Origin of the sequence: Streptomyces pinistramenti (genome assembly GCF_020564935.1) — a bacterium.
In the GTDB taxonomy this organism is placed as follows: Bacteria; Actinomycetota; Actinomycetes; order Streptomycetales; family Streptomycetaceae; genus Streptomyces; species Streptomyces pinistramenti.
In genome coordinates this window covers 1-26,920 of record NZ_JAJCXB010000076.1, presented here as the reverse complement: position 1 = coordinate 26,920, position 26,920 = coordinate 1, and the positions used below count along the sequence as shown (strand labels likewise).

General features: G+C 72.4%; 23 protein-coding genes and 1 pseudogene. 14 read left to right on the top strand and 10 right to left on the bottom strand.

Features of this window, described 5'->3' with window-relative positions:
* The first annotated feature begins 182 nt into the window (after positions 1–182).
* On the top strand, positions 183–1,019 hold the full coding sequence (locus tag LIU39_RS31610; RefSeq protein WP_227050377.1) for a PP2C family protein-serine/threonine phosphatase: 837 nt from the start codon (positions 183–185) through the stop codon (positions 1,017–1,019).
* Between the two features lie 54 nt (positions 1,020–1,073).
* Positions 1,074–2,078, top strand: coding sequence for an MASE1 domain-containing protein (locus LIU39_RS31605; RefSeq protein WP_264483467.1), 1,005 nt, complete (start codon positions 1,074–1,076; stop codon positions 2,076–2,078).
* A gap of 55 nt (positions 2,079–2,133) precedes the next feature.
* On the opposite strand, the gene LIU39_RS31600 is transcribed toward LIU39_RS31605, so the two are convergent.
* The 5 genes from LIU39_RS31600 to LIU39_RS31580 all read right to left on the bottom strand — a co-directional run bounded on the left by LIU39_RS31600 (position 2,134) and on the right by LIU39_RS31580 (position 7,678).
* The gene (locus LIU39_RS31600; protein ID WP_227050376.1) at positions 2,134–3,093 is read right to left on the bottom strand and encodes a hypothetical protein; all 960 of its coding nucleotides are present in this window, start codon (positions 3,091–3,093) and stop codon (positions 2,134–2,136) included.
* A 76-nt stretch (positions 3,094–3,169) separates the two neighbouring features.
* Entirely contained in the window at positions 3,170–3,706 is a 537-nt protein-coding gene (locus LIU39_RS31595; RefSeq protein WP_227050375.1) for a phosphoribosyltransferase family protein, read from the bottom strand.
* A gap of 887 nt (positions 3,707–4,593) precedes the next feature.
* Positions 4,594–5,919 carry an MFS transporter gene (locus LIU39_RS31590; RefSeq protein WP_227050374.1) on the bottom strand — a complete coding sequence of 442 codons (1,326 nt, stop codon included), beginning with the start codon at positions 5,917–5,919 and terminating at the stop codon, positions 4,594–4,596.
* A gap of 81 nt (positions 5,920–6,000) precedes the next feature.
* Complete coding sequence (locus LIU39_RS31585) at positions 6,001–6,927, bottom strand: arginase family protein (RefSeq protein WP_227050373.1); 927 nt, start codon at positions 6,925–6,927, stop codon at positions 6,001–6,003.
* Positions 6,928–7,093: 166 nt separating this feature from the next.
* Positions 7,094–7,678 carry a cysteine hydrolase family protein gene (locus LIU39_RS31580; RefSeq protein ID WP_227050372.1) on the bottom strand — a complete coding sequence of 195 codons (585 nt, stop codon included), beginning with the start codon at positions 7,676–7,678 and terminating at the stop codon, positions 7,094–7,096.
* A gap of 263 nt (positions 7,679–7,941) precedes the next feature.
* Between LIU39_RS31580 and LIU39_RS31575 the strand changes: the two genes are divergently transcribed.
* The 4 genes from LIU39_RS31575 (at position 7,942) to LIU39_RS31560 (ending at position 13,529) form a co-directional block, all read left to right on the top strand.
* The gene (locus LIU39_RS31575; RefSeq protein ID WP_227050371.1) at positions 7,942–8,655 is read left to right on the top strand and encodes a hypothetical protein; all 714 of its coding nucleotides are present in this window, start codon (positions 7,942–7,944) and stop codon (positions 8,653–8,655) included.
* Between the two features lie 74 nt (positions 8,656–8,729).
* Positions 8,730–9,740, top strand: coding sequence for a hydrogenase expression/formation protein HypE (gene hypE, locus LIU39_RS31570; RefSeq protein WP_227050370.1), 1,011 nt, complete (start codon positions 8,730–8,732; stop codon positions 9,738–9,740).
* Positions 9,740–12,058, top strand: coding sequence for a carbamoyltransferase HypF (hypF, locus tag LIU39_RS31565; protein WP_227050369.1), 2,319 nt, complete (start codon positions 9,740–9,742; stop codon positions 12,056–12,058). The genes hypE and hypF overlap by 1 nt, the downstream gene beginning before the upstream one ends.
* 10 nt (positions 12,059–12,068) lie before the next feature.
* A complete protein-coding gene (locus tag LIU39_RS31560) occupies positions 12,069–13,529 on the top strand; it encodes a hypothetical protein (protein ID WP_227050368.1) in 1,461 nt (486 codons plus the stop codon).
* 35 nt (positions 13,530–13,564) lie between these two features.
* On the opposite strand, the gene LIU39_RS31555 is transcribed toward LIU39_RS31560, so the two are convergent.
* Positions 13,565–14,569 (bottom strand): LacI family DNA-binding transcriptional regulator, encoded by a 1,005-nt coding sequence (locus LIU39_RS31555; protein WP_227050367.1) that lies wholly within the window; start codon positions 14,567–14,569, stop codon positions 13,565–13,567.
* Positions 14,570–15,226: 657 nt separating this feature from the next.
* Between LIU39_RS31555 and LIU39_RS31550 the strand changes: the two genes are divergently transcribed.
* From LIU39_RS31550 to LIU39_RS31530, 5 genes and pseudogenes are all read left to right on the top strand, one after another.
* On the top strand, positions 15,227–15,430 hold the full coding sequence (locus tag LIU39_RS31550; protein ID WP_227050366.1) for a hypothetical protein: 204 nt from the start codon (positions 15,227–15,229) through the stop codon (positions 15,428–15,430).
* The gene (locus tag LIU39_RS31545; protein WP_227050365.1) at positions 15,427–16,020 is read left to right on the top strand and encodes an RNA polymerase sigma factor; all 594 of its coding nucleotides are present in this window, start codon (positions 15,427–15,429) and stop codon (positions 16,018–16,020) included. The genes LIU39_RS31550 and LIU39_RS31545 overlap by 4 nt, the downstream gene beginning before the upstream one ends.
* Position 16,021: 1 nt before the next feature.
* Positions 16,022–16,705 (top strand): hypothetical protein, encoded by a 684-nt coding sequence (locus LIU39_RS31540; protein ID WP_227050364.1) that lies wholly within the window; start codon positions 16,022–16,024, stop codon positions 16,703–16,705.
* A gap of 86 nt (positions 16,706–16,791) precedes the next feature.
* On the top strand, positions 16,792–17,517 hold the full coding sequence (locus tag LIU39_RS31535) for a Mut7-C RNAse domain-containing protein (RefSeq protein WP_227050363.1): 726 nt from the start codon (positions 16,792–16,794) through the stop codon (positions 17,515–17,517).
* A 694-nt stretch (positions 17,518–18,211) separates the two neighbouring features.
* Positions 18,212–18,793, top strand: a pseudogene (locus LIU39_RS31530) (zinc-binding dehydrogenase); the annotation flags it as partial.
* Between the two features lie 116 nt (positions 18,794–18,909).
* Here the strand turns inward: LIU39_RS31530 and LIU39_RS31525 are convergent.
* Both LIU39_RS31525 and LIU39_RS31520 read right to left on the bottom strand, forming a co-directional pair.
* On the bottom strand, positions 18,910–19,365 hold the full coding sequence (locus LIU39_RS31525; RefSeq protein ID WP_227050362.1) for a cyclic nucleotide-binding domain-containing protein: 456 nt from the start codon (positions 19,363–19,365) through the stop codon (positions 18,910–18,912).
* A 135-nt stretch (positions 19,366–19,500) separates the two neighbouring features.
* Positions 19,501–20,499 (bottom strand): aminoglycoside phosphotransferase family protein, encoded by a 999-nt coding sequence (locus LIU39_RS31520; RefSeq protein ID WP_227050361.1) that lies wholly within the window; start codon positions 20,497–20,499, stop codon positions 19,501–19,503.
* A gap of 245 nt (positions 20,500–20,744) precedes the next feature.
* On the opposite strand from LIU39_RS31520, the gene LIU39_RS31515 reads away from it, so the two are divergent.
* The 3 genes from LIU39_RS31515 to LIU39_RS31505 all read left to right on the top strand — a co-directional run bounded on the left by LIU39_RS31515 (position 20,745) and on the right by LIU39_RS31505 (position 22,992).
* A complete protein-coding gene (locus tag LIU39_RS31515) occupies positions 20,745–21,242 on the top strand; it encodes a SigE family RNA polymerase sigma factor (RefSeq protein ID WP_227050378.1) in 498 nt (165 codons plus the stop codon).
* Complete coding sequence (locus LIU39_RS31510; protein ID WP_227050360.1) at positions 21,235–21,660, top strand: hypothetical protein; 426 nt, start codon at positions 21,235–21,237, stop codon at positions 21,658–21,660. Before LIU39_RS31515 ends, LIU39_RS31510 begins: the two co-directional genes overlap by 8 nt.
* Positions 21,661–21,726: 66 nt before the next feature.
* The gene (locus LIU39_RS31505; protein WP_227050359.1) at positions 21,727–22,992 is read left to right on the top strand and encodes a mannosyltransferase family protein; all 1,266 of its coding nucleotides are present in this window, start codon (positions 21,727–21,729) and stop codon (positions 22,990–22,992) included.
* A 36-nt stretch (positions 22,993–23,028) separates the two neighbouring features.
* Here the strand turns inward: LIU39_RS31505 and LIU39_RS31500 are convergent, their stop codons facing one another.
* Positions 23,029–25,530, bottom strand: a complete 2,502-nt coding sequence (locus LIU39_RS31500) for a SpoIIE family protein phosphatase (RefSeq protein ID WP_227050358.1) — start codon at positions 25,528–25,530, stop codon at positions 23,029–23,031.
* Positions 25,531–25,658: 128 nt separating this feature from the next.
* Positions 25,659–26,852, bottom strand: coding sequence for an MFS transporter (locus LIU39_RS31495; RefSeq protein WP_227050357.1), 1,194 nt, complete (start codon positions 26,850–26,852; stop codon positions 25,659–25,661).
* Between the last annotated feature and the right edge of the window lie 68 nt (positions 26,853–26,920).

Sequence of the window (26,920 nt, the reverse complement as noted above, 5' to 3'; positions counted from 1 at the left end):
GCGGAAGGCGCCCGGCGCGCCTATCCTGAGCGTGGAGCTTCCGGGCGGGGCCGCCCGGCCCCGCCCGATGGAAGGGCCCGGCAGGGGATTCCCGGCCGGGCCGGTTCAGGAGGCGGAAAGGGATCTGCCGTGCGAGGGGCACCCCGCAGCGGCCCATGACCTGATGCACCTCGGAGTCGTCCATGTTCCGGCGTCGTCCTCCGCGGTCGGCGAGCGCCGACGACCTCCTGACCACGCTCGGGCGGCTCACCGCCCAGGCGCGGGCGGGAGCGGAGCTGCAGCGGGCCAGGGTGGAGCTGGCCCAGGCACTGCAACGGGAGATGCTGCCGGCCGCGCTGCCGCAGATACCGGGCCTGCGGGCCGCGGCCGGATACGCCCCCGCCCGGCACGGACTGGACATCGGCGGCGACTGGTACGACGGCTTCCCGCTGCCCGACGGATCGGTCGCCTTCTCGCTCGGCGACGTACAGGGCCACGACGTCGAAGCGGCCGCCTTCATGGGGCAGATCCGGATCGGACTGCGCGCCGTGGCCACCGTCGCCGCCGACCCAGGCGAGGTGCTGAGCCGCGCCAATGACCTGCTGCTGTCCGTCGATTCCGGGCTCTTCGCCACCTGCACGTTCCTCCGCTTCGACCCCGTCACCTGGGAACTGTCCAGCGCCCGCGCGGGCCACATCCCCGGCGTCTGGGCCACGTCCGACGGCTGCTGCGGCCTCGCCGAGGACGCCGGCGGGGTACCGCTCGGCGTGCTGCCGGGCGAGACCTACCCGGTGACCCGCCGCCCGCTCACCAGGACCGGGACGTTCGTCCTGCTCACCGACGGCGTGGTCGAAGGGCCCTCGTTCCCGATAGAGGCGGGTCTCGCGGAGGTGACCCGGCGGGTCAGCGCCCGTGCGCCCTCCGGCGATCCGGCCGCCGTCGCCGATGCCGTCATGGGCGTGGCCGAATTCACCGGCCACGCCGACGACGCCGCGGTGATCGCCCTCTGCTTCGACAGGGCGGCCCGCGGCCCGGAGTGACACAGGGCCAGGGCGTGCGTGTCGGTGACCGTACGGCACCGCCGACGTTGTCTGATGACTGCTGTGGTGCGCACCGATGTCCGGCGTCCGGCGACCGCGGCCCTGAGGATCCTCGCCCTCGCCGCCGCCTACTACGTGGCTGCCCGTATCGGCCTGCTGGATCAGGTGGTGGTCTCGGGAGCGGTGGTCACCCCGCTCTGGCCGCCCACCGGCATCGCCCTCAGCTGCCTGCTCCTCTTCGGCCTGCGCACCTGGCCCGGCATCGCCCTCGGCACCTTCCTCGTCATCGCCACCCTCGGCCCGCTCGACGCCGGCGTCTTCGGCAACCTCCTGGGCAACACCCTCGGACCGGTCTGTGCCTGCCTGATGCTGCGCCGGGCCGGCTTCCGCGTCGAACTCGACCGGCTGCGGGACGGGGTGGCGCTGGTCGTACTCGGCGCCTTCGCGGGCATGCTGATCAGCGCGACGCTGGGCACCGGCACGCTGCTCATCAGCGGGAAACTGCCGGCCAGCGGGTTCTGGCCCACCTGGTCGGCGTGGTGGACCGGCGACGCGATGGGTGTCCTGATCGTCACGCCGCTGCTGCTGTCACTGCGGGCGCTCCGGTGGCCGCTGAGCGTCACGCCGCGCTGGGCCGAGGCGTCCGGCCTGCTGATCGCCGCGGTCGGCATCTCCCTGCTCGGCACCCGCAGTTCCCTCGCCCTGCTGTTCCTCGTCTTCCCGCTGATCGTCTGGGCGGCGCTCCGTTTCCAGCTCGCCGGGGCGGCCCCGTGCGCACTGATCATCTCCGTCCTGGCCATCGCGGCCGCCACCGACAGGACCGGCCCGTTCGCCGGGCACAGCCTCTTCTTCGTGATGGTCAACCTCCAGGCGCTGAACGCCTCGGCCGCGCTCACCGCGCTGCTGCTCGCGGCGACCGTCACGGAGCAGAACGGCATCCGCCGCAAGATCGAGGACGCCTGCCGGGAGTTGGCCGAGGTGGTGGACCGCCTGGCCCCCGGCGAAACCGCGCACCACTGGCCACCGGACGGACGGCCGCCACGGCGGAAGGACGAGTAGGGCGAGGGCGGGGCGCGTACGGGACATCCGGCCACCGTGGCTCGTAGCGGGGTCCTTACGGACGGCAGAACGCGGCGGAGGTGATCCAGCCGCCGCCGTTCTCGTCGTCGGTGCCGAGGATCCCGGTGGCCGAGCCCGGCACACAGGCCACCGCCTCGATCTTGTGGCCGGAGAAGGAGGCGATCCGCTCCGGGGTTGCGGGCACGTCCAGTTCGGCGTCGTGGCCGCCGGTGAACGAGACCTTCCCGGCGCGGTAGAGGGCCGAATCGAACGGGCCGTCGTCGCCCGGGTCGGACGCGGAGGAGACGGTCAGCGTGCCGTCCGCGGCGATCTTCACGTCGGAGATGTGCCGCACGTTCTCGGTCGGGAAGGGCACACGCAGCTTCGCGGAGTCGGGCTTGCCGAAATCGTGGGTGTCCGGATTCCACTCGGCCGCGGTCAGCACGCCGGGATCGCTGTCCGCACCGCGGTCCGCCCAGACCGCGAGCAGGCGGCCGTCGACGGCGGACAGCGCGAAGCCCTCGTAGTTGCCCTTCGACGAAATGCCGGGCAGCTCGAAGGAGTCCAGCACCTTGGCCGCGTCGCCGTCCCTGCGGATGCGGTACGCCGTTCCGTCGCTGGCCAGCGCCACGTATTCCTGGGCGTGACCGGGAATCGCGTCGAGCGCTTCCAGATCGACCGGCTGTTTTCCGCTCCACGTCACCGGCCGCACCTGCGGGGCGGTGCCGGGGCGGTAGCCCACCGCCACCAGGCGGTTCTCGCCTTCCTTCTTGTTGTCGCGGACCCCGAGGGTGTCCACCGCGTCGCCCGTCACGCTGTCGATGACGATGCCGCTGATGCCTGCGGTCATGCCGTCGCCGACCTGCTGCCAGCCGTCGTCCGCCGTGGGGGACACGGGGGCGGGGGAATGCGCGGGACGCTGCATTCCGGTCGGCGGGGTGTGGGCGTGGGCACTGCCGGCGGCCGCGAGCAGGGCCGCACCGGCGACGGCCGTGGTGAACGCTTTCCTGACCATTGCGGGATTGTATGACCGGAGGTGAAGTGGGGCGAGAGCGGCGGCTGTTGAATCTTCGGCGGATCCGGGCCGGGCGTCAGCCGGTGTAGAGGGGCAGGTGCAGCAGCGAGGCGACATCCGGGCGGCGTTCGCCCTCGGTGGCGACGGTCAGCACCTGTCGGACCGTGCCGCCGGCCGCCGCCACCAGGTTGTGCAGCGCGGCGAGGATGCCGCCGCTGCTGATCACCTCGTCGATGAGGGCGATCCGGCGGCCCTCGACGAGCGCGGCGTCGTCCTCACCGAGGAACAGTTCCTGCTTGTCGGGTGTGCCGATGTTCCGGACCGGCACCCGGACCGGCCGGGACATGTTGGGGTGCCGCCGCTTGCGGGCGATGACGTACGGGCGACCGGTGTGCCGTGAGAGTTCGTGGGCGAGGAGGATGCCACCGGCCTCCGGGCCCAGGATCACCTCGGCGTCCGACGGCATCCGCCCGGCGAGCGCCTTGGCGCAGGCGACGGTCAGTTCCACATCGCCGTAGAGCTTGAGGAATGCGATACGGGTGTTCTCCGCGATCCGTACGACCGGCAGGTCCCGGCGGATGTCGCCGACGGAGATGGTGTGGGTGAGCGTCATGAACAGGCGTCCTTGTCCAAGGTGGCGAGTGGAGGGCAGGGAGTGCGGCCGTTTCGGAGGGGAGCGCCGGCCGGGACTCGGCGATGTGAGGGGGATCTGCGGCCCGTGCCGGGAGAAGTCGGCGGGAACACAGGGGAGTTGACGGGCGTTCATGGAGACGGACCAGGGAGAGGGCGCCGGGGTGGACGTCCCCCGCTCCGCCTCCGTTCGTGCCGCGCCTTGACGTGCGGAACGGCGCCTCGCATCGCCGGGGCCGGTGATTCTCGCCGTCGGATGGGAGTGTCAGCCGTCCCTTCGGCGGTCGGCCGGGACGGCGACGGGGCCCGGGTCACGGGCGATCTTCAAGGGGGCGCGGTGTTGCGGACGGAGTCGGGGCGGGTGGGGTCTGTGTGGGGCCCGGTGGTCCCCAACCGCCGTGAATTGTCCGCAGGGTTGAGCAGGTCGATCTGATTCCGACGGGCCGGTGGACGCGTCCGCGCCGGCCGGATCCATGTCTGCCACGGCGAGCTGGCCGCGTGGTGCGCAGGCGGCACGGGTGCGCGCGGGGCTTCCGGCCGGGGCCACTCCGCGGAACACCGTGACGGCTGTTGCCATGGATGGCCTCCTTGCGTCAAAAGTTGCCAAATGCGGCACCGAATGTTGCACCGAGTGATGCTGGGGTGACTGATTGAATCACAAGATCATACGTATGATGCCCCACGCAAGGGCGAGGGACGTCAAACGCTCGTGGTTCATCGAGGAGTTGATGCGCCGTTGGGCGAGGGACATTTCCCAGCCTGCCGGCCTCGACGGGCTCGCCCCTGACCAGTAGGGATGCCGGCCGGCGGCGTGGTGTCCGGTGGGCCGCTGTGCGCTCGCCCCCGTTCGGTCGGCCCGCGCCGCCCCGTTCAGTCGGCCCGTGCCGTCGCGGCCTGTGGGGCGTTCGTGATCGATGACCGTTCGGCCAGACGTGCCAGGAAGGGTGTGGCGAGTCCCGTGAGCGCGAGCAGGGCGGCCAGGCCGAGCCAGCCGGACGGGCCCACGTCCACGACGGCCATGACCAGCAGCGCGGGGCCCGCGACCGTGACGCCGGTGGCCCCCAGCTGGTAGACACTCAGCTGGTAGGTGCGCTGTGCCTCGGGGGCCAGGCTGTAGGAGATGCCCCAGCCGCCCGCCGACTGCCACAGCTCGCCCAGCGTGAGGGCGACGGCGGCCAGCAACAGCAGGAGCGAGGCCGCGAGTTCGTCCAAGTCTCCGGTCATCGCGACCAGCAGGCAGAACGCCGCGAGCGCGAGGCCGGCGGTCCGCTGCTTGCGGGCCGCGCACCCGATGGCGTCGCCGCCTCTGCTCAGTCGGACCTGGAGGAAGACCGCCATCAGGGTGTTGACGGTCAGCGCGACGCCGACCAGGGAATGCGGTGCGTGGGTGCGGGTGACGATCCACAGCGGGAACGCCACCGACAGGATCGGCATATGGGCGTAGAGGATGCCGTTCGTCAGCGACAGCAGCAGGAACGGCAGGTTCTTGAACGGCAGCAGCTTGGAGCCGGGGGCCGGCTTCTCCCCCTGGTCCGCCGACCTGCGCGGCAGCCGCAGCCGTAGCAGCAACAGCCCTGAGACGAGGAAGCCCAGCGCGTTGAAGAGAACGAAGGCGACGTAGGCGCGCGGCGATGCCCAGGTGATCACCGCGGTCGCGGCCAGCGCGGAGAGCGCGTACGCGGAGTTGCGGGCGACGGCCACCACCGCCATCGCGCCCACCATCGACTGCTCCTCACTGGTGGTGCCCGCGACCGACTGGATGATCGGCACCGCCGCCCATTCGACGGCCCCGACCAGGCAGGCCACCACCAGGAACGTGCCGAAGTCGTGGACCAGCGGGTAGATCAGGAAGGCCGCTGCCCGCCACAGTTGCAGCGCCACCAGGGTCGGCCCGTCGCCGAACCGGTCGGCGAGCCAGCCGATGGGGATCGCACACACCAGGCCGACCAGCCCGGCGACCGAAAGCCCCAGTCCCACCTGGGCGTTGGTCAGCCCGATGACCTGGGTGTAGAAGAGCGCCGAACCGGCGAGGAACAGCCCGCGGCCCGCGGCGTCCACGAAGGCGACGAGGAGGAAGGTGCGGGCCGCCCGTCCTTGGGGGAGGTTCCGGGCGGCGCCTCGTGCCCATGCGAGCGGGCCGCGTCCCGGCGGGAGCGGCCGGCCGGCCGACGGTGATTCCTCGTCGTGCAGATCCACGGTGCTGATGCTGCCTTTCCGGACGGCCGACCGCGCGGTCGTGGCGGGACGGTTGGGCGGGCGGCGCCTGTGCGGCGGGGTTCACGCCCGGGGGCGGTATTTTCTCGCAGCGAGGCGTGCGAAGTAGGCAGTGGTGACGGCCATGACCGCGTGTCCTGTCATGCCGCCGACATCGTGGGCCGGCGCGAACTCCACGATGTCGTAGCCGATCACCGGCTCGGGCAGGCCCTCCAGCAGGCCGAGCAGCTCGCCGGTTCCGAAGCCGCCGGCCACCGGTGTGCCGGTGCCCGGGACGCAGGACGCGTCGAGCACGTCGATGTCGAGCGTCACGTAGAAATGGCCGACGGCTGCCGCGATCTCGGCCAGATGGCGGCGGTAGGTGTCGCGTGCCCGGTGCGGGTCATCGGTGAAGTGGGCCGCCCGTACCTCCCGGATGCCCTTCTTCTCGATGTAGCCGGCCTCGCCGTCGTCGTAGGCGCGGGTGCCGACCAGCAGGACGTTCTCGGGGGCGACCACGCCGTCCTCGATGATCCGGCGCAGCGGCGAGCCGTGCGAGAGGGTGGAGCCCTGGTAGCCGTCCAGCACGTCCGGATGCGCGTCGAACCAGACGAGTCCCAGCTGCCGCCCGGCGCCGGCCGCCGAGACAATGGGATAGGTGACCGAGTGGTCGCCGCCGTACGTCAGGACCGGCACGGTGGTGTCGCGGAACACCTCGCCGTAGACCTCCCGGATGTGGGAGACGGACCGGGGCAGGTCGAACCGCCAGGTGGGGACGTCTCCCAGGTCGCGCAGCCGGACCCCGGACGCGTCCCGCCCGTGCCGGTCGGTCGTTTTGACGCGGCGGGACAACTCCCGGACGCGGGCGGGCCCCAGCGAGGCGCCGCCCGCTCCGCCGGCTCCGCCCTCGAAGGGCACGCCGATGACGACGGCGTCGGGCGCGGCCGTCGCGTCGGGAGGCAGGGCGAGCCCGTTCCAGAGGCCCGCGTCCGCCGCCACTGTCAGAACCATCGATGGCCTCCTTCGGATCGGGCCCGGATACGCGGGGCGGCGGGCGGTTTCCGCCTCGGGGACCGCTGCCGGATCGCGTATCCGGTGTCATGGTGATGAGGGGGGAGCGGGAAGTGGGGCAATCGCCACGGGAGTCGGCGGGTCGCGGCGACCCGTCGGACACGCTCTAGGGCAGCGCCTGGACGGTGAAGTCGAAGCGTTCGTTCTCTCTGATGCGGCGCACGATGTCGGCCATGGGCGTCACCACGGCGCAGTAGGAAGCCAGCCATTCCAGTGCGCGGTCGCGGTCCTCGTCGCGTGTGGAGACGACGCCGTCGGTGGGCACCACGACGTTGTAGCCGCGGAAATGCGCGTCGGCCGCCGTCGTCTGGATGCATACCTGCGCCTGCATGCCCGTGATGATCACGGTGTCGATGTCGTGTTCCTGGAGAAAATCATGGAGATCGGTCTCGAAGAAACCGCTGTCCTTCTTCTTCTCCATGATGACGTCGGAAGGTTCGACGAACTCCGGGAGCAATGCGGCGCCCGGCGTGCCGCGCAGCACCGGGATCCGGCCGTCGTGGAGTTCGATCTTCTTGTCGTCCTCGTCGTAGATCAATTGCAGGTGGATCACCGTGACGTCCTGTTCCCGCATCCGGGCGAGGAATTCCCGGAACGCCGGTGTCATCAGGTGCACATTGGCCTTGCGCTGCTCGTTCTTGTCGACCAGATCGCGCTGGAGATCGTTGGTCAGAATCGCGTATCGAGGCATGCGCCTTCCCTGGATCGGGAGTTGGGGAGCGCCGAGACGTGACCTCGGACGGCACGAGCGTAGTCATACGCATGATGCGCGGCAATGGTGGATCAATGGCTGGTTCAGGACAGTCTGCGCACCACCCGGAGTTGACATCGAGCAGTCCCCTTGTCCGTGCGTCATGCGTATGACTAACCTGCCACGCGGCGGTCGGCCTGCCGGTGCGAAAAAGCTCCGTTGACAACCGCCCCTTCGACGCCGTACGAGAAACGAGGCACGCCATGACCGAGCGCCTTTCCGTGCAGATCGACGAGCGGAACGACGCCTTCACGAATGCCGTGAAGGACCAGCTGCTGAAGGCCCTGCCGCAGGTTGGCACGGCGTCACTGGAGTGGCTGGTGAGGGAGCATTATCAGTTCTCCTTCGCGAACAAGACCCTCCTCCAGAAGGCCGTCGACTGCACCAAGAAGCTGGCCGACAAAGGAGTTTCGACGGAACTCCAGCGCAATGTCGACGAGGAGGACGGCCACGCCCCGATGTACAAGAAGGGCATGCTGGAGGCCGGTACCGACATGGACGAGCGGGTCGAGTTCGCGCCCACCACCCGCTTCCTCGCCGACGTCGACGCGCTGTGCGCCCCCGACCCTTCGCGCGCCCTCGGTTCGCTGTACGCGACCGAGACCGCGGCCATCTTCGAACACGAGGTCTTCTACGAGATCTGCAAGGAAATCTGCGACCGCCGCGGCTTCACCTACGACGGCAGCCTGATCAAGCGCTTCCACGACATCCACCTGGAAGACGGCATCGAACAGGGCCACAAGGACGGCCTCGCCGCCTTCGTCGACCTCGGCCCGGACGCCGCCGACGGGGACGGCGACCCGATCGACATGGCCGAGGTCCGCAAGGGCGCCATGGACGCCATCGCGATCATGCAGGTGTGGTGGAACGCCCTCCTGGAGAAGACGCTCACAGGACCCGGCGTCACGGCTGCCTGACCGGACCGGGCGGCCTCCCACGGACTTCCGTGGTCTCCCACGGTCTTCCGCGTTCTCCCACGAAAGGCTGGCGCGTGACGAAGACAGTTGTCCTGGACCACGGAGCCGGTGGCGGGATGAGCCAGGAACTCATCTCGGGCACCATCGCCTCGATCCTCGGCGATATCTACATCGGCGAGATGGAGGACAGCGCGCTGCTGGAGCTGCCCGGCCGCCGGATCGCCATGACCACCGACTCGTTCGTGGTCGATCCGGTGTTCTTCGGCAACGGCGACATCGGAAAGATCGCCGTCGCCGGCACCGTCAACGACCTCGCGGTCAGCGGCGCCAGACCGCTCTACCTCACCCTCGCCGTCGTCCTGGAAGAAGGCTTCGCGCTGGCGGACTTCCGGCGGATCCTGCACTCCATCAGGGACACCGCTGCGGCGGCCGGCGTACGGATCGTCGCCGGCGACACCAAGGTCGTACGGCGCGGTGAGGCCGACGGGATCTTTCTCAACACCACCGGCATCGGGGTGCTGGAGCGCGCCGCGGGGCTCTCCAGCCGCGCCCTGCGTGCGGGCGACCAGGTCATCGTGACGGGCTACCTGGGAGATCACAGCATCCACATCCTGTCGCTGCGCGAGGGCCTGGGCTTCGAGCAGCGGGTGTTCAGCGACTGCGCGGTGCTCAACCACGTCATCGCGGACGTCCTGGACGCTTGCGGCGACGGCGTCCGGTGCATCCGGGACGTGACCCGCGGCGGCCTGGGCACCGTCGTCAACGAGTTCGCCCAGGCGTCCGGCGTGGCGATCGGCCTCACGCAGCAGGCGCTGCCGGTCCGGCCGGAGACCGCGATGGCCGCCGACATGCTGGGTGTCGACGTGATGTACCTCGCCAACGAGGGCAACCTCTGCCTGGTCGTCGCGCCCGAGCGGACCGATGACGCCCTCAAGGCCCTGCGCGCACACGGTGAATGCGCCGCGGCCGCCGTCGTCGGCAGCGTCGTCGACGGGCCGCCGGGAGTGGTGCGGATGACCGGCGCCGACGGCCGCGAGGCCACCGTGGAACTGCTCTACGGCGCCCAGCTGCCGAGGCTCTGCTGATGGGCGCGGTCCGCCGCACCCTGCGCGTCACCGGCTTCGTCCAGGGCGTCGGCTTCCGGCCGTTCGTCTACCGCCTGGCCACCCAGCACATGCTGGGCGGCTGGGTGCTCAACGACGCCCAGGGCGTCACCCTCCGCGTCGAGGGCCCGCGCGCCGCCGCCGACGCCTTCGGCCGTGACCTGCGCGAACGGCTGCCGGGGCTCGCCCGCATCGACACCTGCGAGGTCGTCGCCGAGGAAGCGGTGCGGGACTGGACGACGACCTTCGCGATCCGCCGCAGCCGGTCCGACGGCGGGGCCGGCGTCCTGGTCACCCCCGACAGCTACGTCTGCACCGACTGCGTCGCCGAACTCTTCGATCCCGCCGACCGCCGCCACCGCTACCCGCTCATCAACTGCACCAACTGCGGCCCCCGTTACAGCATCATCACCGCGGTGCCCTACGACCGCCCGCAGACCACCATGGCCGCGTTCGTCATGTGCCCCGACTGCCAGAAGGAGTACGACTCGGCCGCCGACCGCCGCTTCCACGCCCAGCCCAACGCCTGCTGGACCTGCGGCCCGCGGGTGCGGCTGCTCGCGCCGGACGGCGGCGAACACCCCGCGGCCGACCCCGTCGACGCCGCCGCCGCACTGCTCCGCGGCGGCCGCATCCTCGCGGTCAAGGCGCTCGGCGGCTACCAGCTGATGGCCGACCCGCACCACGCCGACGCCGTCGCCGCCCTGCGCGCCCGCAAGGAACGCAGCGCCAAACCCTTCGCCCTGCTGGCCGCCGACAGTGCAACCGTCGCCCGCTACGCACACCTCGACGACCACGAGACCCGGCTGCTGGAATCCCCCGGCCGCCCCATCGTCCTGCTCCGCGCGCGGGCCGGCAGCGGCCTGTCCCCGCAGATCGCCCCGGGCTCCCCGACGCTGGGCTTCATGCTGCCCGCCACTCCGCTCCAGCACCTCCTGCTGGCCGGCACGTCCGGCGTCCTCATCGCCACCAGCGGCAACGCGCCCGACGAACCGATGGCACGCACCGAAGAGGAGGCCCTCGGCACCCTCCAGGGCCTGGCCGACCACTTCCTGGTGCACAACCGCGCGATCCACCTGCGGATCGACGACTCCATCGCCCGCATCGTGCACGGCCCCGCCGAACCCAGGGTGACCTTCCTGCGCCGGGCCCGCGGCTACGTCCCCGACCCGGTGCCCGCCCCGTTCGAGATCCCGCCGGTCCTCGCCGTCGGCGGCGAGCTGAAGAACACCGTCTGCGTCGGCTCCGGCACCTCCCTCTACGTCGGCCAGCACATCGGCGATCTCAAGACCACCGGAAACCAGCGGTTCTTCGCGGAGACCATCGACCATCTGCGCGGCGTGTTCGGCGTGACCCCGCGCTACGTCGCACACGACCTGCACCCCGACTTCCACTCCACCCGCTACGCCCGCTCCTGCCGGGACATGGAACCGGTCGCCGTCCAGCACCACCACGCCCACATGGCCTCCTGCATGGCCGACAACGGTCTCGACCGCCCGGTCATCGGCGTGATCTTCGACGGCACCGGCTACGGGACGGACGGCACCATCTGGGGCGGCGAATTCCTCGTCGGCGACTACCGCGGCTTCGAACGCGCCGGACACCTGGCCCGCTTCCGTCTCCCCGGCGGCGACAAGGCCGTCCGCGAACCGGCCCGCGTCGCCATCGCGCTGCTCGCCCAGCACTTCGGCCAGGACGCCGCCGCTTTCCCGCTCGATCTGCTGCGGAACCGAGACCCCTTCGAGGTCGGCGTCCTGATGAAGATGACCGCACGCGGCATCAACGCCCCGCAGACCTCCAGCATGGGCCGCCTCTTCGACGCGTACTCCGCGCTGCTCGGCGTCTGCCAGGAGTCCGGCTACGAAGGCCAGGCCGCCATCGAACTGGAGGCGCAGATCGCCTGGGACCACACCCCGGCCCCGCCCTGGCCGCTCCGCCTGGTGGAGGACGAGGGACGCCTGGTGATCGATCACCGGCCGTGGCTTGAGGCGCTGCTGGCCGGAATCCTGCAACGCCGCGCCACCACCGCCGAGTTGAGCCGGTCCTTCCATGAGAGTGTGGTGCACGCGGTGGCCGAGGTCTGTCTGCGGCTGGCGCACACCCACGGGCTGCGCGATGTCGCCCTCAGCGGCGGGGTGTTCCTCAACCAGCATCTGCTGGTGCGTACGGAAGCGGAGCTGACCGCCGCCGGCCTGCGGGTGCACACCCACCGGCGGATCCCCACCAACGACGGCGGCCTGTCGGTGGGACAGGCGATGGTCGCCGCGGCGCGGGCCACGGCGCAGGAGACGGCGAGCTGACGAGGCGGTCATGGACGTACAACGGGTACGGGAGTCCCTGGACTCCGTCGTCGGGCAGATCCGGAAGTACGTGCCCGACATGGCGCCCTACTTCGAGGACACCAGGCCGCTGGGGGAGTACGCCGGCGCGCTGCACCCCACCGCCCCGGCCGCCCCTGAGCACACCGCCCGCCAGGAACTGGTCGCCCGCGCCACCCGGCGGGTCCTGGCACGCGCCTTCGGCCCCCGGGGCCCCGGATCCACCGTCACCGCACAGCAGTTGCGCGCGGTGAACATCGTCGACCACCACCAGCTCCTCAACCACCCGCTGCTGCTGGGCACCAACATCATCGCCAACGCCTCCCGCCTCCTGGACGGCGGCCAGGAGGTGCCGGTCGTCACGCTCTCGTGCAGCAACGTCGGTCCCGGCAACCACTACATGCGCGGCGGCTTCCGGTTCCGCGGCCGGGATGTCCCGTACTTCGCGGCGAAGGAACACCGGGACGTCATGTACCACGTACCTGCCCGCCCCTTCGACTTCGTGGAACGGCAGCGCGCCCTCAAGCGCTGGTCCGCCCACACCCCGGCCGACCAGGACTTCCTCCAGGAGTACCAGGACCTCCTGAACGGCCTCGACCACTCCCACGCCCGCGCCCACCGCGACCAGCTCGCGGTGGCCGTGCACGGCACCTGGCCGCGGCTGTTCGCCCCGCCGCTGCGTGACCGCGTCCCGGAACTGCTGTACGCCAACGCCGAGGACGTGGCGCGGGAATCCCTCATCGAGCTGCTGGCCGGCGAAACCGCCCTGGCCGACGCGCTGTTCGAGCCCACGCTGCGCGGCCACGTCCTGGACGCCTTCCGGGGCGTCGTCGTCGCCTGGGACGAGGCGGCCGGAAAGGGCACCCACTTCTTCTGGCGCACCCACCCGCACCGCCCGGGTCTGCTGCGCCTGTACGTCCAGGGGACCTCCCTGGTCCCCGCCGACCCCCGCTTCGCGCACCTGGGCATCGAGCTGACCCGGGACGCCGTCCGCGAGGCCCTGGCCCGCGAGGAGATCATCCCGTCCGTCGCGCTGTGGGTGAGCCTGCTGCTCTTCGCCGGCATCAAACCCCTGGTCGGCCCCGGCTCCCTCGTCTACACCGGCCGCCTCAAGCAGGGCTGGTCGGCGGTCCTCGACGAGCACGGGTTCCCGGACGAGGCCCGCCTCATGGAAGGCGCCGACATCACCGGCATGATCGCCGGCACCCCGGTCTTCTTCGCACGCGACGGCGCCGCCCTCACCACGCTCTACGCGGCCGACGTCATCCGCGGCGGCGGAGTCGACGAGAGCTACCTGGCAGCGGTGCTGCGCACGCCGCTCCACGACGTCCTGTCCGTGGGATCGAGCGGCGTCTACGACCTGTTCTCGCACTCGTACATCCCCAAGGACCAGCAGCTCACCGACCGGGTCGGCTTCGACGAGGCGGCGAGCGTCGTCCACGGCTGGGTCTGAGGGCGGGCGGCCGGAAGCAGGCTGCCGCGGTGCGGTCAGCTGCGCGGCGCCGGGCCGATGGACTCCCGCTGCCGGAACGTGACCGGCAGTGAGACGCCTTCCGGTGTCCGGCCGCCGCGCAGTTCCACCAGGGCGCGCATGCCCTGCCCGCCCAGCTCTTCCAGAGGGAGACGCACGCTGGTCAGGGGCGGCGAGGTCGGCGAGGAGGACGGTGCGTCGTTGAAGCCGATCACCGACAGGTCGGCGCCTATGGTCAGGCCGAGGCTCATCGCTGCGGAGTAGACGCCCGTCGCCATGTTGTCGTCGTCGCAGATCACCGCGGTGGGCCGGTCGGCGGCGGAGAGCACGGGGAGGACCCGCTCGCGCACCTGGGCAGGGGGCAGTGCGCTGGGCACCCGCAGTGCCGCCGCCTCCGGGGCGGCCCGCATGCTCCGGTCGAAGACCTCGGCGCGCCTGCGGAAGGTCCACGCGCGCCGGTCGGCCCGTACGTGGGCGATCCGCCGGTGGCCGAGCGCCAGCAGCCGGGACACGGCCGTGGCCATTCCGGTGCCGATGTCCATGGTGACGGTGGGGGTGCCGGGCACCGGTGCGTCGTCCAGGACGACGAGCGGCACCCCTGCGCTGAGGTCGCCGACGGCGTCGGCGGACAGCGAGCAGGCGATGACGCCGTCGAGGGCCTGCTGCGGGGCGGAGAACGGGCTGGCGCCGTCCTCGGCGCCGAGCGGGAAGACCACCACGCCCAGGCCGTGTCCCGCGCCCACCCGGGCCGCGCCCGCGTGGACGGCGGCGAAGGCGCTGTTGGTCAGCGTGGGCACCACGAGCAGAACCGTTCCGCTGGTGCCGAGACGCAGGTGGCGGGCGGACTGGTTGATGCGGTAGCCGAGCCGGCGTGCGGTTTCGGTGACCCTCCGGGCGGTCCGCTCGCTGATCCGGCCCGCCGACTTGCCGTTCAGAACGAGGGAGACCGTCGACTGGGATACGCCGGCGACCCGTGCGACGTCGGTCGCCGTGGTGGCTCGAAAGGGCTCAACTGTTGTCATTCCGGGATCTTTTTGGTGGTGTGGTGCCGCGTTCAACGGTCTCTTCTATCGCACAATCGCGCGGCGTGGGAGGGGAGTGCGCAAAGCGGGATCATGCCGCGGGCGGTGCTGTCCGCCCTCGCGGTGCCGCACGCGGCGGGGAGAGCTGGCCATGCGTCATGCCCTCCGTGGCAGTCACCGCCGCGTTGCGGAAAAACGTGCGCCCGCCCGCCGGATCCGTCCGGCGGCATATTCACGGAAGGGTACTCCGGCATGCCGCCATTCAATGCCGCTGCCCCTGACGGCGGTGCCGGATGCGGCCCGGACGGAACATGCGGCGGGAGGCTGTGAGGTGTGACACATTCCGGTCGGCATGCCCGGCCGGGATGTCCCGGTGTTCAGGTGTGACTCAAGTGCCCCTACCTGTAGCCGAGTTGAGGGAATTCGCGCTGGCCGGGATGGTGGCCTGGCGCGGGCTTCGCGATTGTCCGCCAGGTCGTCAGCGGACGCGGAGGGGTGCTTGCTTGCGTAACAGGATGATCGCTTTCCGTATTTTTCTTTCGGGCTGCGTTGCACGTTCGACCATCTCCTTCCGAAATCCTGCTTGTTGAGGACAGCACGTCCTCCGGCGCCCGCCGCAGCCGCGGCAGCGCCGTCGGCCGGAAGGAGGAAAGAAACGTGACTCTGAACGATGCTCTCGCCTCGCTGGTACTGATCACCGCATTGCGCGTCTTCGCCCCGGACCTGCGCCATCTGACGCGGCGACTGCTGCGTGCGGGGGTGCGCGTCGGGGCGGCGGCCCTGGTGGAGGACCACCGGGCCACAGCGCTGCCGCACGAGGCCCGCACCCCCGCCGCCTGGGACGAGGAGGTATCGCCGTGAATCCCGGCCCGCCACCGCGCGACGATCACGGCGACCACCTCGCCGAAGTGCAGTACACCCTGCCCACCGCCCTGGAAGCCTTCCACGACCTGTACGTCAAGGCGTACCTCAACTACGCGTACACGATGCTCGGCGAGAAGGAAGCGGCCCTCGCCGTGGTCCGCCGCTGCTTCTCCCATCTCGCCCTGAACTGGGCGCAGGTGATCCGCGGGGAAAGCCCCGAGGCGTACGCCTGGGCGCTGCTCAAGGCCCGCGTCGAGACCCACCTGCGGCTCGCCGGACGGTCGTCGCGGATGGTGGAGGCCGCGGCCTTCCAGCGCACCGCGCGCGCCGCGCTCGAATCGGTGCGCTGCCAGTTCGAGGTGATGGAGACCTCACTCGGCCTCTACACCGCCATCGCCTCGCTGCCCGAGCGGCAGTACGACGTGATCGTGCTGCTGCACGTCCTCGGCTACCCGTCCGACCGCGTCGCCCGCATCATGGGCGTCAAGCGCGACACCGTCCGCTCCCACCGGCGGCTGGCCAGGCGGCGCATCGCCAAGAAGCTCGGACTTCCGCAGTCCATGGCCGCCGACGACGAGAAGGAGTGACATGCGGCCCTCGCGCAGCATCCACGAAACACTGGAAGACGCCGTGATACCCGACGCGTTCGCCGACTACGACCTCGCCGCCTCCAGACGGCAGCTGGCCCACGACGTCGCCGACACGCTCATGTTCGACAGCGCCGCCGCCCGTGCCGCCGGCATCGCCCGCCGCACACCGGCCCCCGCCACCAGCGCCTTCCCCACCGTGCACGACCAGGCGGGCAAGGACCTCCGCGCGCTGTCCGCGCACGCCCTGCACGGCAGCGACGCCGCGGAACTCCTCGCCAAGCTCGCCAACAGCCGCCGCATCGACCCGGACGGCGCACTGCACTTCGCCTGCCTGCTCAACCTGGCCGGCTGCACGGAAGGCGCCCAGTTCTGGTGGCAGTTCGCCGCCGGCGCGGGCAATCCCACCGCCGCGCACTGCCTGCACCTGCTCCACCTGGGCCGCGGCGAACTGCGCGATGCGGAGCACTGGGCGGGCCAGGCCGTCGACCTCGCGGGCGGCACCACCGCGCCGCTCACCCGGGGAGCAGGGCCCCGCGCACGCGGGCACTGGCGCCGTCCCAGCCCCGCCCTGCGCGCGGCCGTCCGCCGCCTGACCGTGGACGAGGACGACGAGTTCGGCCGCGTCCCGCACCCCGACCCCTGCCTCGCCGACCGGATCGGAGAGCTGTCCGACGCGCTGTGAGGCGGGGCGGGGAAGAGCCCCCGTCGCCCTCCCCGCCAGCGGGAATTGCCGCGCTGCCGTGGCCGGACGGATGACATGCTGGGCCCGTGAAAGGACCCGACATCCCCTTCAGTTTCGCCCCCGAACTGCACCTCTTCCTCGCGGCGGGGCGCAGCGCCGACCGCACCCCCGTGACGACCGACGGCGCGTCCACGCTCGGCCACGTCGTCGAGTCGCTCGGCGTCCCCCTCACGGAGGTCGGACGGCTGCTCGTGGACGGCGCGGAGGTCCCCGTCTCGCACGTGCCGCAGGCCGGCGAGAGCGTCACGGTGCAGGCTGTCGCCCGGCCGCAGCGGATCTCCGGCGCCCCGCTGCGCTTCCTGCTCGACGTCCATCTCGGCACCCTCGCCCGCCGGTTGCGGCTGCTCGGCGTGGATGCCGCCTACACCAACGAGGACCCGGGCGACGCCGCGCTCGCGGCACAGTCCGCGCGCCACCGCCGGGTCCTGCTCTCCCGGGACCGCGGGCTGCTGCAGCGGCGGGAACTGTGGGCCGGCGCCTACGTCTACAGCGACCGCACCGATGACCAACTCCGCGACGTACTCGGCCGGTTCGCGCCCGCGCTCGCCCCCTGGACCCGCTGCACCGCCTGCAACGGCCCGCTCGCGGACGCCGACAAGGACAGCGTCGCGGAGCAGCTCCAGGGCGGCACCCAGCGCACGTACGACGTCTTCGCCCGGTGCACGGCCTGCGGCCGCATCTACTGGCGGGGCGCCCACCACACCAGGCTGGAGGCGATCGTCGAGGAGGCGCTGCGGTACAGCGGCCGCTGAGACGTACCTCAGCGCGGGAGCAGGTGCCGGCCGAAGAACGTCCGCACGTGATGGCGGACCGCGGGCACCGATTCCCGCGGGCTGATCGCGCCGACCGGCGCGGTCCGTCGGGCGGCGGACACCAGCCCGGCGGACTGGAGCTGGGGGCGCGACGGCGGCGTAGTCGGTGAACACCCAGTGCGTGGCGTTGTCGATCCGGCGCCGTTCGGTGCGGCCTCCCGGCCGGGAGAGCATCGCCGACCAGGAACGCTGTAGCTCCGCCCGGCCGGCGAACCCCTCGGACCCGAGCAGCAGCAACGGGTGGTCCACCCCGTGGCGGGCTACCGGGAACAGTTCGCCTTCCTCGCCCGGCGCCTGCGGCGGATGCTCCAAGAAGCCCTCCAGGTTGACCGCGGCGCCGATCCTGCGGTCCTCGTACCTCGCCTCGGCAGCGGTGGTGCCACCGGCCGAGTGCCCGTACACGCCGACCCGCCGCAGATCCAGCGCCCGCCCCCGAGCCGCGGGCAGCGCGCGGCCCTCCGCGTCCGGATTCCGTCCCGCCGCCGGGAGTTCGAGCTGGTCGAGGACGAACCGGTGTCCGCGACCCCGGTGCCGACCGTGCGCCGATCGCCCCCCCGCCCGGCTGCACGACGGCGTGGGGGAGTGCGAGGGGCCCGACCGTGACGTCCGGCCGGCGGGCCGCGGCCTGGTGCTGGCGCCCATCACGTGGACCGACGAGGAGGCCGCCGGTGCCGGTCTGGCGTCCGTGACCGCGATGGGCGGGCTGAACGCGCTCGGTTCCCTGCGGGGGCGCACTCTTCTCGTCGAGGGCGCCGCCGGAGGGGTGGGCAGCGCCGCGGTCGAGATCGCGGTGGCTCAGGGCGCCTCCGTGATCGGGACGGCAAGCGAGCGCAACCACGAGTTCCTCGCCTCCCTCGGAGCTGTTCCCACCGCCTACGGCACCGGCCTTGCCGAGCGTCTCGCCACCCTGGCTCCGGACGGTGTCGACATCGCGCTTGACACTGCGGCCTCCGGATCCCTGGCCGATCTCATCGCGATCGTGGGCGACCCTGCTCGCGTGTCGACGGTCGCCGACCACGCCAACGCGCATCGCCTGGGTGTGCATCTGGCCAATGCGGAGAACGACTCCACGCTCCTCGCCGAGGCAGGTGAACTCGGCAGGCAAGGCCGCTACACACCGCGCATCGAGCGGACCTACCCGCTCGAACGGATCGCGGAAGCGCACGCACACGCCGAGCGCGGACGCACACGGGGGAAGGCCGTGGTCTGCATCTGAGCTTGTCCCACCGTTCGGAGCTCCGTGTGGGTTCGGCCGCGGGAAGCCCGCGCCTTCGGATCACCGCCCCCGGGGCGATCCCACCGCCTCGAAGATCATTTCGTGAGGAGTTCCAACTAAGGCGTCACGCCGTGATGCACCGCGCACTGCTCGACGAGCTTGGCGCGGGTCGCCTCAAGGCGGTGCGCGAGGATTTCGGTGATCAGGCGGACGAGTGCGAAGCCGAGGGCGGGCTCCTCCTCGCAGAGGGCCCGTACCGCGTCCGCGTCGAATTCGTAGGCGCGTACCGGGCTGAACGCCTCGGCGCCGAAGTCCCATTCGTGCGGGGGGAACAGCCAGGACCAGCCGAGCAGATCGCCGGGGCCGAGCGTGGCCACCGTGACGCGGCGGCGCCCCGGCACCTTCAGGTCCAACGAGACCGAGCCCGAGCGCAGCACCCAGAACCGGTCGGCGATGCCCCGCTCCTCGAAGATCCGGGTGTCCTGGTCGAACAGGGCCTCGCGGGCCAGCGTCATCAGGCGGTCACGATGGGCCGGTGCGAGCGTGGTCAGCAGTCGGGTCGCGATGGTCATGCCGGTGACCTCCTCGCCGGAGGCGAACAGCCCGCGCAGGGCCGCGGGCGTGCGGACGTCCTCTCTCCATTGAAACCGCGCCGGGCCCGCGGGGCACCCCGAGGCGGCGGTGGGCACGGACGGCACGGGGCCCGGTCAGAACAGCGGCGTGGAGAAGAGATCACGCAGCCCCCGGGCGCTCTCCGCGTCGCCCACGCCCACGGACGCTCCGGGAAAGAGGCGGCCCCAGGAGCGGGCCCGGCCGATCGCGCCGAGCCGGCACGCCGGACCCGCCGCCCGCCGCAGCTCGGCCGCCGTGCGCCCGGCCCTCGTCCACGGCTCCAGATAAGCGTCCCGCAGTCGCGGCAGCACCCCGGCTCCGTAGCGCTCCCGCGCCGCGAGGGCGGGGACCAGCAGGCTGCAGAACGGGTGCGACACCGTGGCGTCGCCCCAGTCGAAGAAGGTGAAGCGGCCGGGCCGGGGAGCGAAGAGCTGGCCGTCGTGCAGATCGGCGTGGTCGAGCGCATCGGCGATCCCGGCGCCCGCCGGCTCCGTGCACCAGTCGACGAGCCGGGGCCGCAGCGCACGCAGTGCCGCGCGGCCGGCGGGATCCAGCGCGGTGTTCGCGCCGACGATCCGGTCGAAGGCCACCGGCAGCGCCGCCGTCGGGGCATCAGGGACGCCGAGCGCGCGGATCTCGCCGGTGTACGGGATCAACGCGCGCTGCATCTCGGCGTATCGGCGGAGCGGCGCTTCCCAGGCACGCGGGTCGGCGGGGCCGCGGCGGAGCACGTCACGGAACAGGGTGCCGCCGTCGGGGAGCAGTGACCAGCCGCGCCCGGCGTCGACGGCGAGCGGCTGCAGGACGTGCCCCGGAACCCACCGGGCCGGCGCGGCGGTCAGGCCCGCCTCGAAGGCACCGGCGGGCGGGTTGGCCTTGAACCAGAAGGAGCGGTCCGCCGCGACGGACATCCGCACCAGCACCGACCACGGCCGCACCCGCACCCACCGCGGCCCCGTCTCGCGGAGCCCGTGCGCGGCGAGCGCGCGCCGTGCCCAGCCGAGCGCGGCGGCCCGCCAGTCCGCCCGCTCCCACGGCGTCACCGCATCCCGGTAGCGCCCCCGGTCCACCGGTTCGGGAACCCCATGTCGCATGGAGCCATCCCTACCACCGTGCCCCCGGAGCCGTCCGCTGCTTTTCCCGGGCCGGAGTGCCCCGCTGCACTCCGCCCGGACCGGTACGGATCCGGGCGGGGGAGCGGACGGGGTCCGGCGCCCTGATGCGTGTCGGCCCGATGTGGTTCCGTGAGGACCCTCACGCCGGTTTTTCGCGTCCGGTGTCAACCGGATGCCCCCCGCCGGGCGTATGCGGGGTGAAGCGAGAGATCCGGGAGTGGCTGTTGACCGTCGAGGAGTTCGAAGAGTTCTACGCCCAGGCGGTCGCGCGGCTCACGGGACAGTTGTACGTGATGCTCGGCGACCTGCACGAGGCGCAGGACGTCGTGCAGGAGGCATTCGTGAAGGGCTGGAGCCGGCGCAGGCAGCTGGACCGGGACGGCCAGCCCGAAGCGTGGGTCCGCACGGTCGCCTGGCGGCTTGCCGTGAGCCGCTGGCGGCTGCGGCGCCGCACGGCGGATGCCTGGCAGCGCAGCGGCGCCCCGCCCCATGCCGAGGGGCCGGGGCCCGAGCAGGTGGCGCTGGTCGCGGCGTTGCGCGAGCTGCCGGCCAAGCAGCGCCGCACGCTGACCCTGCACTACGTCTGCGACCTCACCGTCGAGCAGATCGCCGGGGAGACCGGACTCTCCGCCGGCACCGTCAAGACCCATCTGGTCCGTGGACGGGCCGCGCTGTCCCACCGCCTGCAGGATCCGCGTACGGAGGAGGAGCACGGTGCCTGAGTCCCACGACCCGCTGAGGTCCCTGTTCCGGGAGGTCGCCGCCGCCGGGCAGTCCCGCGTCCGCCCGGCGCCCGTCTCGGCCATCGGCGAACGCGGCAAGCGCGCGCACCGGCACCGGTTGGCCGCACTCGCTGCCGTGGCCTGCCTGGTACTCGCCGGCGGCGGAGCGGCCGCGGCCGTGCTGCTGCCGGACAGCCCGCAGCCCGCCATGCCCGCCACCACGCCCGCTCCGACCCGTCCGCTGTCCCCCGCACCGACCCGCAGCGCTCCGCCGCCCGGTGTCCCGCTCCCGGGCACCAGCGCGAGTGAGAGCTCGACAGGAAGCTCGACACCCACCACTCCCGCCACTCGGGGCACCATGGACGGGGCATCCCAGCCCCCGCCGCCGATGCACACCACCACCGCGCCGCCGACCTGACCTCGCACCGAACCGCCCCCCACCCGGCCGCCGCCGGGCGATCCGGCACGCCCAGGAGAATGTGAAATGCCTGCTATATCCCATCGGTTGCGCGAAAAAATACCGGCGCATCCGCCGCGGCCCACCGCGCCGGAACACCCCGCGGCGCCGCCCCGGGAAGACGCAGCCACCCGCCTCCGCCCCACCGGAAGCCGCCGCGCCCCCCGCCTCACCCCCGCCGACCGGGAGGTGCTGTGGCTCTACCTCCTCACCCGCATCGGCGTGGCGGTCACCGCCTACTGCGCCAGGTGGCTCTTCCCCAACGACCGCGCCACCCGCACCGCCGCCTCCGTCCTCGCACCCTTCGAGCAGTGGGACTGGGGCCACTACCTGCACATCGCACGCGACGGCTACTTCCCCGGGCAGGCGGGCCCCTGGCAGGCCGGCTGGGACAACCGGGAGGCGTTCTTCCCCGGCGTCCCGCTGGCGCTCCGCGCCGTCCACGTCCTCGTCCCGTCCTGGGCAGCGGCCGGCCTGCTGATCTCCTTCGCCGCCGGGGCGGTGGCCGTCGTGGCGCTGGCCCGGATCGCCCGGCTGCACCTGGCCGACGCGGGCGCGGGCCGCCGCACCGTGCTGTTCTTCCTGCTCTCGCCCTGCGCGATCTTCCTCGCCGCCGGCTACACCGAAGCCCTCTTCCTCGCCTTCGCCCTGCCCGCCTGGCTCGCCGCCCAGCGCGGCAACTGGCGCCTGGCGGCCACCCTGACCGCCCTGGCCACCACCGTCCGGGTCAGCGGCGGCTTCCTCGCCGCCGCCCTCGTCCTCCAGTACGTACTCACCTTCCGTACCCACCGCTCGCTCCGCTCGCTGCCCTGGCTGGCCCTGCCCGCCCTGCCCGCCGTCCTCTACAGCTGGTACCTCCAGGCGCACACCGGCGACTGGATGGCCTGGAAGCATGCGGAGGAACGCGGCTGGTTCCGCGACTTCCATGCACCCTGGGAGGCATGGCAGCACACCTGGCAGGCGGCCTTCGCGCACACCCAGAGCACCGGGTACGCCGCGATGTTCCAGGCCGAAATCCTGGCCATGCTCGTCGGACTCCTGCTGACCGCCCTGCTGATCCGGCGCCGCCGCTGGCCCGAGGCCCTCTACACCGGCCTCAGCCTGTGGGCGCTCGGCACCTCCTACTGGTACACGTCCATCCCCCGAGCCACCCTCCTGTGGTGGCCCCTGTGGATCGGCCTGGCCGCATGGAGCCTGCGCAACCCGCGGGTCAAGACCGTCTACCTGAGCATCGCCGGACCCCTGACCACCGTCGTCGCCCTGACCTTCCTGTCCGGACGGTGGGCCGGTTGACGACGGGCCCGGCCGACCAGGATCCGGCGGGCGCCGCTATCCGGCGGCGCCGTCGGGCAGGCCCTCGGTGCCGCTCTCCCCGTCCCGTTCCAGCAGCTGTTCCGTCCAGATGATCTTGCCTTCGGTGGTGTAACGGGTGCCCCACCGATGGGCGAACTGCGAGATCAGGAACAGTCCCCGGCCGCCCTCGTCGGTCGTCCGCGGATGCCGCAGATACGGCGAGGTGCTGCTGCCGTCCCAGACCTCGCAGATCAGGGTGTGCTCCAGGATCAGCCGCACCCGGATCGGCGCCGACCCGTACCGGATCGCGTTGGTGACCAGTTCGCTGACCACCAGCTCGGTGGTGAACGCCAGGTGCTCCAGGCCCCAGGCCGCCAGCTGCCCGGCGGCCGTCTCGCGCGCATGGGCGACGACCGACGGATCGGCGGGCAGGTCGAACGAGGCCCAGCGGTCCGCGGCCAGCCCCCGGGTGCCGGCCAGCAGCAGCGTGACGTCGTCGAAGGGCCGGGTGGACACCACCACGCTGCCGATGACGCTCTCGCACAGCGCGTCGAGCGAGAGGCCCGGCGTTTCGAGCGCCCGGCGCAGCTGCTGCGCACCGGCGTCGTCACCTGCGCCGGGGGCGCGCCCGGTGAGCAGCCCGTCCGTGTAGAGCGCGAGGACGCTGCCCTCGTCCACCGCCAACTCGACCGTCTCGAAAGGGAGTCCGCCGAAACCGAGCCGCGGTCCGACGGGCAGGTCGGCGAAGGCCGCGGTGCCGTCGGGGGCGACGACGGCGGGCGGCGGATGCCCCGCGCTGGCCATGGTGCAGCAGCGGCCGACCGGATCGTAGATCGCGTACAGGCAGCTGGAGCCCCGCGCCGCGGTGTCGCTGCCCGGCCGGCGCACCGCCTCCTCGCCCTCGGACACCCTGCCCACCAAGTCGTCCAGGTGGGCGAGGAGTTCGTCGGGCCGCAGATCCAGGGCGGCGAGGGTCCGTACGGCGGTGCGCAGCCGGCCCATGGTGACGACGGCGTCGAGGCCGTGGCCCGTCACGTCACCGACCACCAGGGCGACCCGGGCGCCGGACAGCGCGATGACGTCGAACCAGTCCCCGCCCGCGTCGGCCAGTTCGTCGGCCGGCCGGTAGGAGGTGGCGACATCGACGGCCTCCTGCCGGGGGAGGCCGCGCGGCAGCAGGCTCCGCTGGAGCGCCAGGGCCGCGCCGCGCTCCCGGGTGTAGCGGCGGGCGTTGTCCATGCAGACGGCCGCGCGGGCGACGAATTCCTCCGCGAGCCGGAGATCGTCCTCGCTGAACGGCTCGTCGTGCAGACCGCGGAAGAACGTGGTCACGCCCATCGTCATGCGGCCGATGCGGATCGGCACCACCATCGCGGTGTGCAGCCCGAGTTCCCGGAACCGCGCGGGCCGGATCCCGGGCGCACCCACGGCCCAGTCGGAGCCCAGCGGATCCAGCCGCTCGGTCCGCCACGACCTGCCGTCCGCCAGCGCACGGACCGGCGGCGACCCGGCGTGGTACGTGACCGGCTCCCCGGCCCCGGCCACCGTCTCCGGAAGCCCCTCCCGCACCGACTGCTGTCCGCCGCGCCGCAGCACCACCGTGTCCCCGTCGCCGAGCGGTCCGGCAGGCGGCTCCCCGCCGCGGGTCACCGTGTCCAGCAGGTCGACGGCGACGAAGTCGGCGAGGTGCGGGACCGCCACGTCCGCCAGGTCCTGTGCGGTCTGGAGCACGTCCAGGGTGCGGCCGATGTACTCACTGGCCCGGTCGAGCAGCGTCAGCCGTTGCCGGGAACGGTAGCGCTCGGTGATGTCGATGACCGTGTAACAGACGCCGATGGCCCGCCCGTTGACGTCGTCGAGACGGACGAACGACATCGCGTACGCGCGTTCCCCGTGCGGGTCCGAGCGGGGCCGCCCGACGTGCTCGTAGTTGAGCTGCGGCACCCCGCTCTCCAGGACCCGCCGCATCTGCGCCTCGATGGCCTCGGTGTCCAGCTCGGGCTGGATCTCGCCCAGCCGGCGTCCGACCCGCCGCTGGGCGGCCCCGCCACCGAAGTGCTCCAGCGCGGAGTTGGACCACACGCACCGCAGGTCGGTGTCGACGACGGCCATGCCCACCGGCGACCGGTCCACGATCCGCTCCAGGACGGCGCGGGTCATCGTCCACGCCGCTGCGGGCGGCGCCTCGCCCGCCAGGACCAGCCAGTGCGCCCGCCCGCTGTCGTCGGTCACCGGCGCCAGCTGCACGTCGACGCCGAGCCTGCTGCCGTCAGGACGCAGCGCCGACAGCAGCCCCCGCCAGCCGCCGTGCGCCCGGCATTCCTGCGCGAGCACCGGCACCCGCGCCGCGTCGTCCGGGGCGAGCAGACCGCGGACATCCGCGCCCAGAACCTCGGCGACCGCGCGGCCCAGCAGCCGCTCGGCCCCGGGGGACCAGCTCTCGATCAGCCCGTCCGCGCCCAGCAGCAGGACGGCGGCGTCGGCCAGGACGAGTGGCCTCTGCTGCCCGGCGTCGCCGTTCGCCTGGAGATTCACCATCACAGCCGCCCGTCTCTGCGGAGTGCGCGTCTCTCAGTCTAGTTTTCCCAGTTTGCTGGCGTTGTTGCGGTTCGGCACCTCGCGTACGCACCGGGAAACGGCCGGGCACGTCGCCGAAGGCCCTGACCTCAGCTCGCCACCGGCGGCCGCCGCAGCACGTACAGCCCGACGCACACGGCCACGACGATGACGCAGCCCGCGAACGTCAGGCCCGCGCCGCGCAGCCCCATGCCCAGGGTGAGCGCCCCGACCCCGACGACCGGCAGCGAGATGCCCAGGTAGGCGGCGAGGAAGAACGCCGAGATGGTGCCGCCCCTGTGCTCCGGCGGCGCGGCGTCACTCACCGCGGTCAGCCCGGCGCGGAAGGCGAGGCCCTGGCCGATGCCGCCGCACACCGCCCCGGCGACCAGCACCGGCAGCGACTGCACGGCGAGCGACGTGGCCACCAGCACGAGCCCCACCACCAGCACCAGGCACCCGCCCGGCAGCGCCCGGCGGACCCCCAGCCGCCCGGTCAGCGCCTGCCCCGCGGTCGACCCCAGGAACACCGTGAAGACGACCGCCCCGGCGGCGGCCAGATTGTGCACGTCCAGCGTCTCGCCGACGAAGCTCGGCGCCACCGCCGTGAACAGCCCCAGCAGGGCGAATCCGGCGAACGCGGCGAACGCCGACGGCGTGAACACCCCACGCACCTCGGGCGGCAGCCGCAGCCCCTCGGGCCGCAGCCGCCGCGGCCGCCGGGGCGCCTCGACGGTCTCCGCCAGCCGCCAGGTCAGCACCGCCGCCACCGCCAGCAGCACCAGATGCACCAGGAACGGCAGCGTCAGCGGCCACGGCGCGTACTGGGCCAGCAGCCCCGAGAGCAACGGGCCGCAGCCGAGCCCGCCCATGTTCGCGGCCGTCGCGGCGAACCCGGCCCGCGCCTTCTGACCGGGCCCGGCCAGCTCCAGCACGGTGGCGGTGGCCGCGCCGCTGAACAGGCCCGCGGCGAACCCGGACAGCACCCGCCCCAGCAGCAGAAACGGCAGCCCGCCCTCGCCCACGAAGCACAGCGCGCTGGCCGCGGAAAGCCCCAGCGCGCACAGCAGCACCGGCCGCCGCCCCACCTCGTCCGACACATTGCCCGCGAGCAGCAGCACCGCGATGACACCGAGGGCGTACGCGGCGAAGACCACGGTCACCATCAGTTCCGAAAAGCCCAGCTCCTGCCGGTAGAGCCCGTACAAGGGGGTGGGCAACGTCGTGCCGGCCATGCCGATGGCGAACACGGCGGCCGCTGCCGGATAGCCCAGGCGCCGGCCCGCACCACTACGACTGATCATGACCGCCACAGTAGGTCCGCACTCCGTGCCGTCGAACGCAGGGCCGCGAACCCGGCGGCGTCGCCGGG

What these genes read in the sequence shown, in the direction of transcription:
- LIU39_RS31580 (WP_227050372.1), bottom strand. Translation starts at nt 7,678, where the DNA reads ATGCCTCGATACGCGATTCTGACCAACGATCTCCAGCGCGATCTGGTC.
- hypF (WP_227050369.1), top strand. Translation starts at nt 9,740, where the DNA reads ATGGGCGCGGTCCGCCGCACCCTGCGCGTCACCGGCTTCGTCCAGGGC.
- LIU39_RS31525 (WP_227050362.1), bottom strand. Translation starts at nt 19,365, where the DNA reads ATGACCATCGCGACCCGACTGCTGACCACGCTCGCACCGGCCCATCGT.
- LIU39_RS31600 (WP_227050376.1), bottom strand. Translation starts at nt 3,093, where the DNA reads ATGGTCAGGAAAGCGTTCACCACGGCCGTCGCCGGTGCGGCCCTGCTC.
- LIU39_RS31540 (WP_227050364.1), top strand. Translation starts at nt 16,022, where the DNA reads ATGCGGCCCTCGCGCAGCATCCACGAAACACTGGAAGACGCCGTGATA.
- LIU39_RS31605 (WP_264483467.1), top strand. Translation starts at nt 1,074, where the DNA reads ATGACTGCTGTGGTGCGCACCGATGTCCGGCGTCCGGCGACCGCGGCC.
- LIU39_RS31520 (WP_227050361.1), bottom strand. Translation starts at nt 20,499, where the DNA reads ATGCGACATGGGGTTCCCGAACCGGTGGACCGGGGGCGCTACCGGGAT.
- LIU39_RS31575 (WP_227050371.1), top strand. Translation starts at nt 7,942, where the DNA reads ATGACCGAGCGCCTTTCCGTGCAGATCGACGAGCGGAACGACGCCTTC.
- LIU39_RS31610 (WP_227050377.1), top strand. Translation starts at nt 183, where the DNA reads ATGTTCCGGCGTCGTCCTCCGCGGTCGGCGAGCGCCGACGACCTCCTG.
- LIU39_RS31595 (WP_227050375.1), bottom strand. Translation starts at nt 3,706, where the DNA reads ATGACGCTCACCCACACCATCTCCGTCGGCGACATCCGCCGGGACCTG.
- LIU39_RS31500 (WP_227050358.1), bottom strand. Translation starts at nt 25,530, where the DNA reads ATGGTGAATCTCCAGGCGAACGGCGACGCCGGGCAGCAGAGGCCACTC.
- LIU39_RS31585 (WP_227050373.1), bottom strand. Translation starts at nt 6,927, where the DNA reads ATGGTTCTGACAGTGGCGGCGGACGCGGGCCTCTGGAACGGGCTCGCC.
- LIU39_RS31560 (WP_227050368.1), top strand. Translation starts at nt 12,069, where the DNA reads ATGGACGTACAACGGGTACGGGAGTCCCTGGACTCCGTCGTCGGGCAG.
- LIU39_RS31495 (WP_227050357.1), bottom strand. Translation starts at nt 26,852, where the DNA reads ATGATCAGTCGTAGTGGTGCGGGCCGGCGCCTGGGCTATCCGGCAGCG.
- LIU39_RS31505 (WP_227050359.1), top strand. Translation starts at nt 21,727, where the DNA reads ATGCCTGCTATATCCCATCGGTTGCGCGAAAAAATACCGGCGCATCCG.
- LIU39_RS31555 (WP_227050367.1), bottom strand. Translation starts at nt 14,569, where the DNA reads ATGACAACAGTTGAGCCCTTTCGAGCCACCACGGCGACCGACGTCGCA.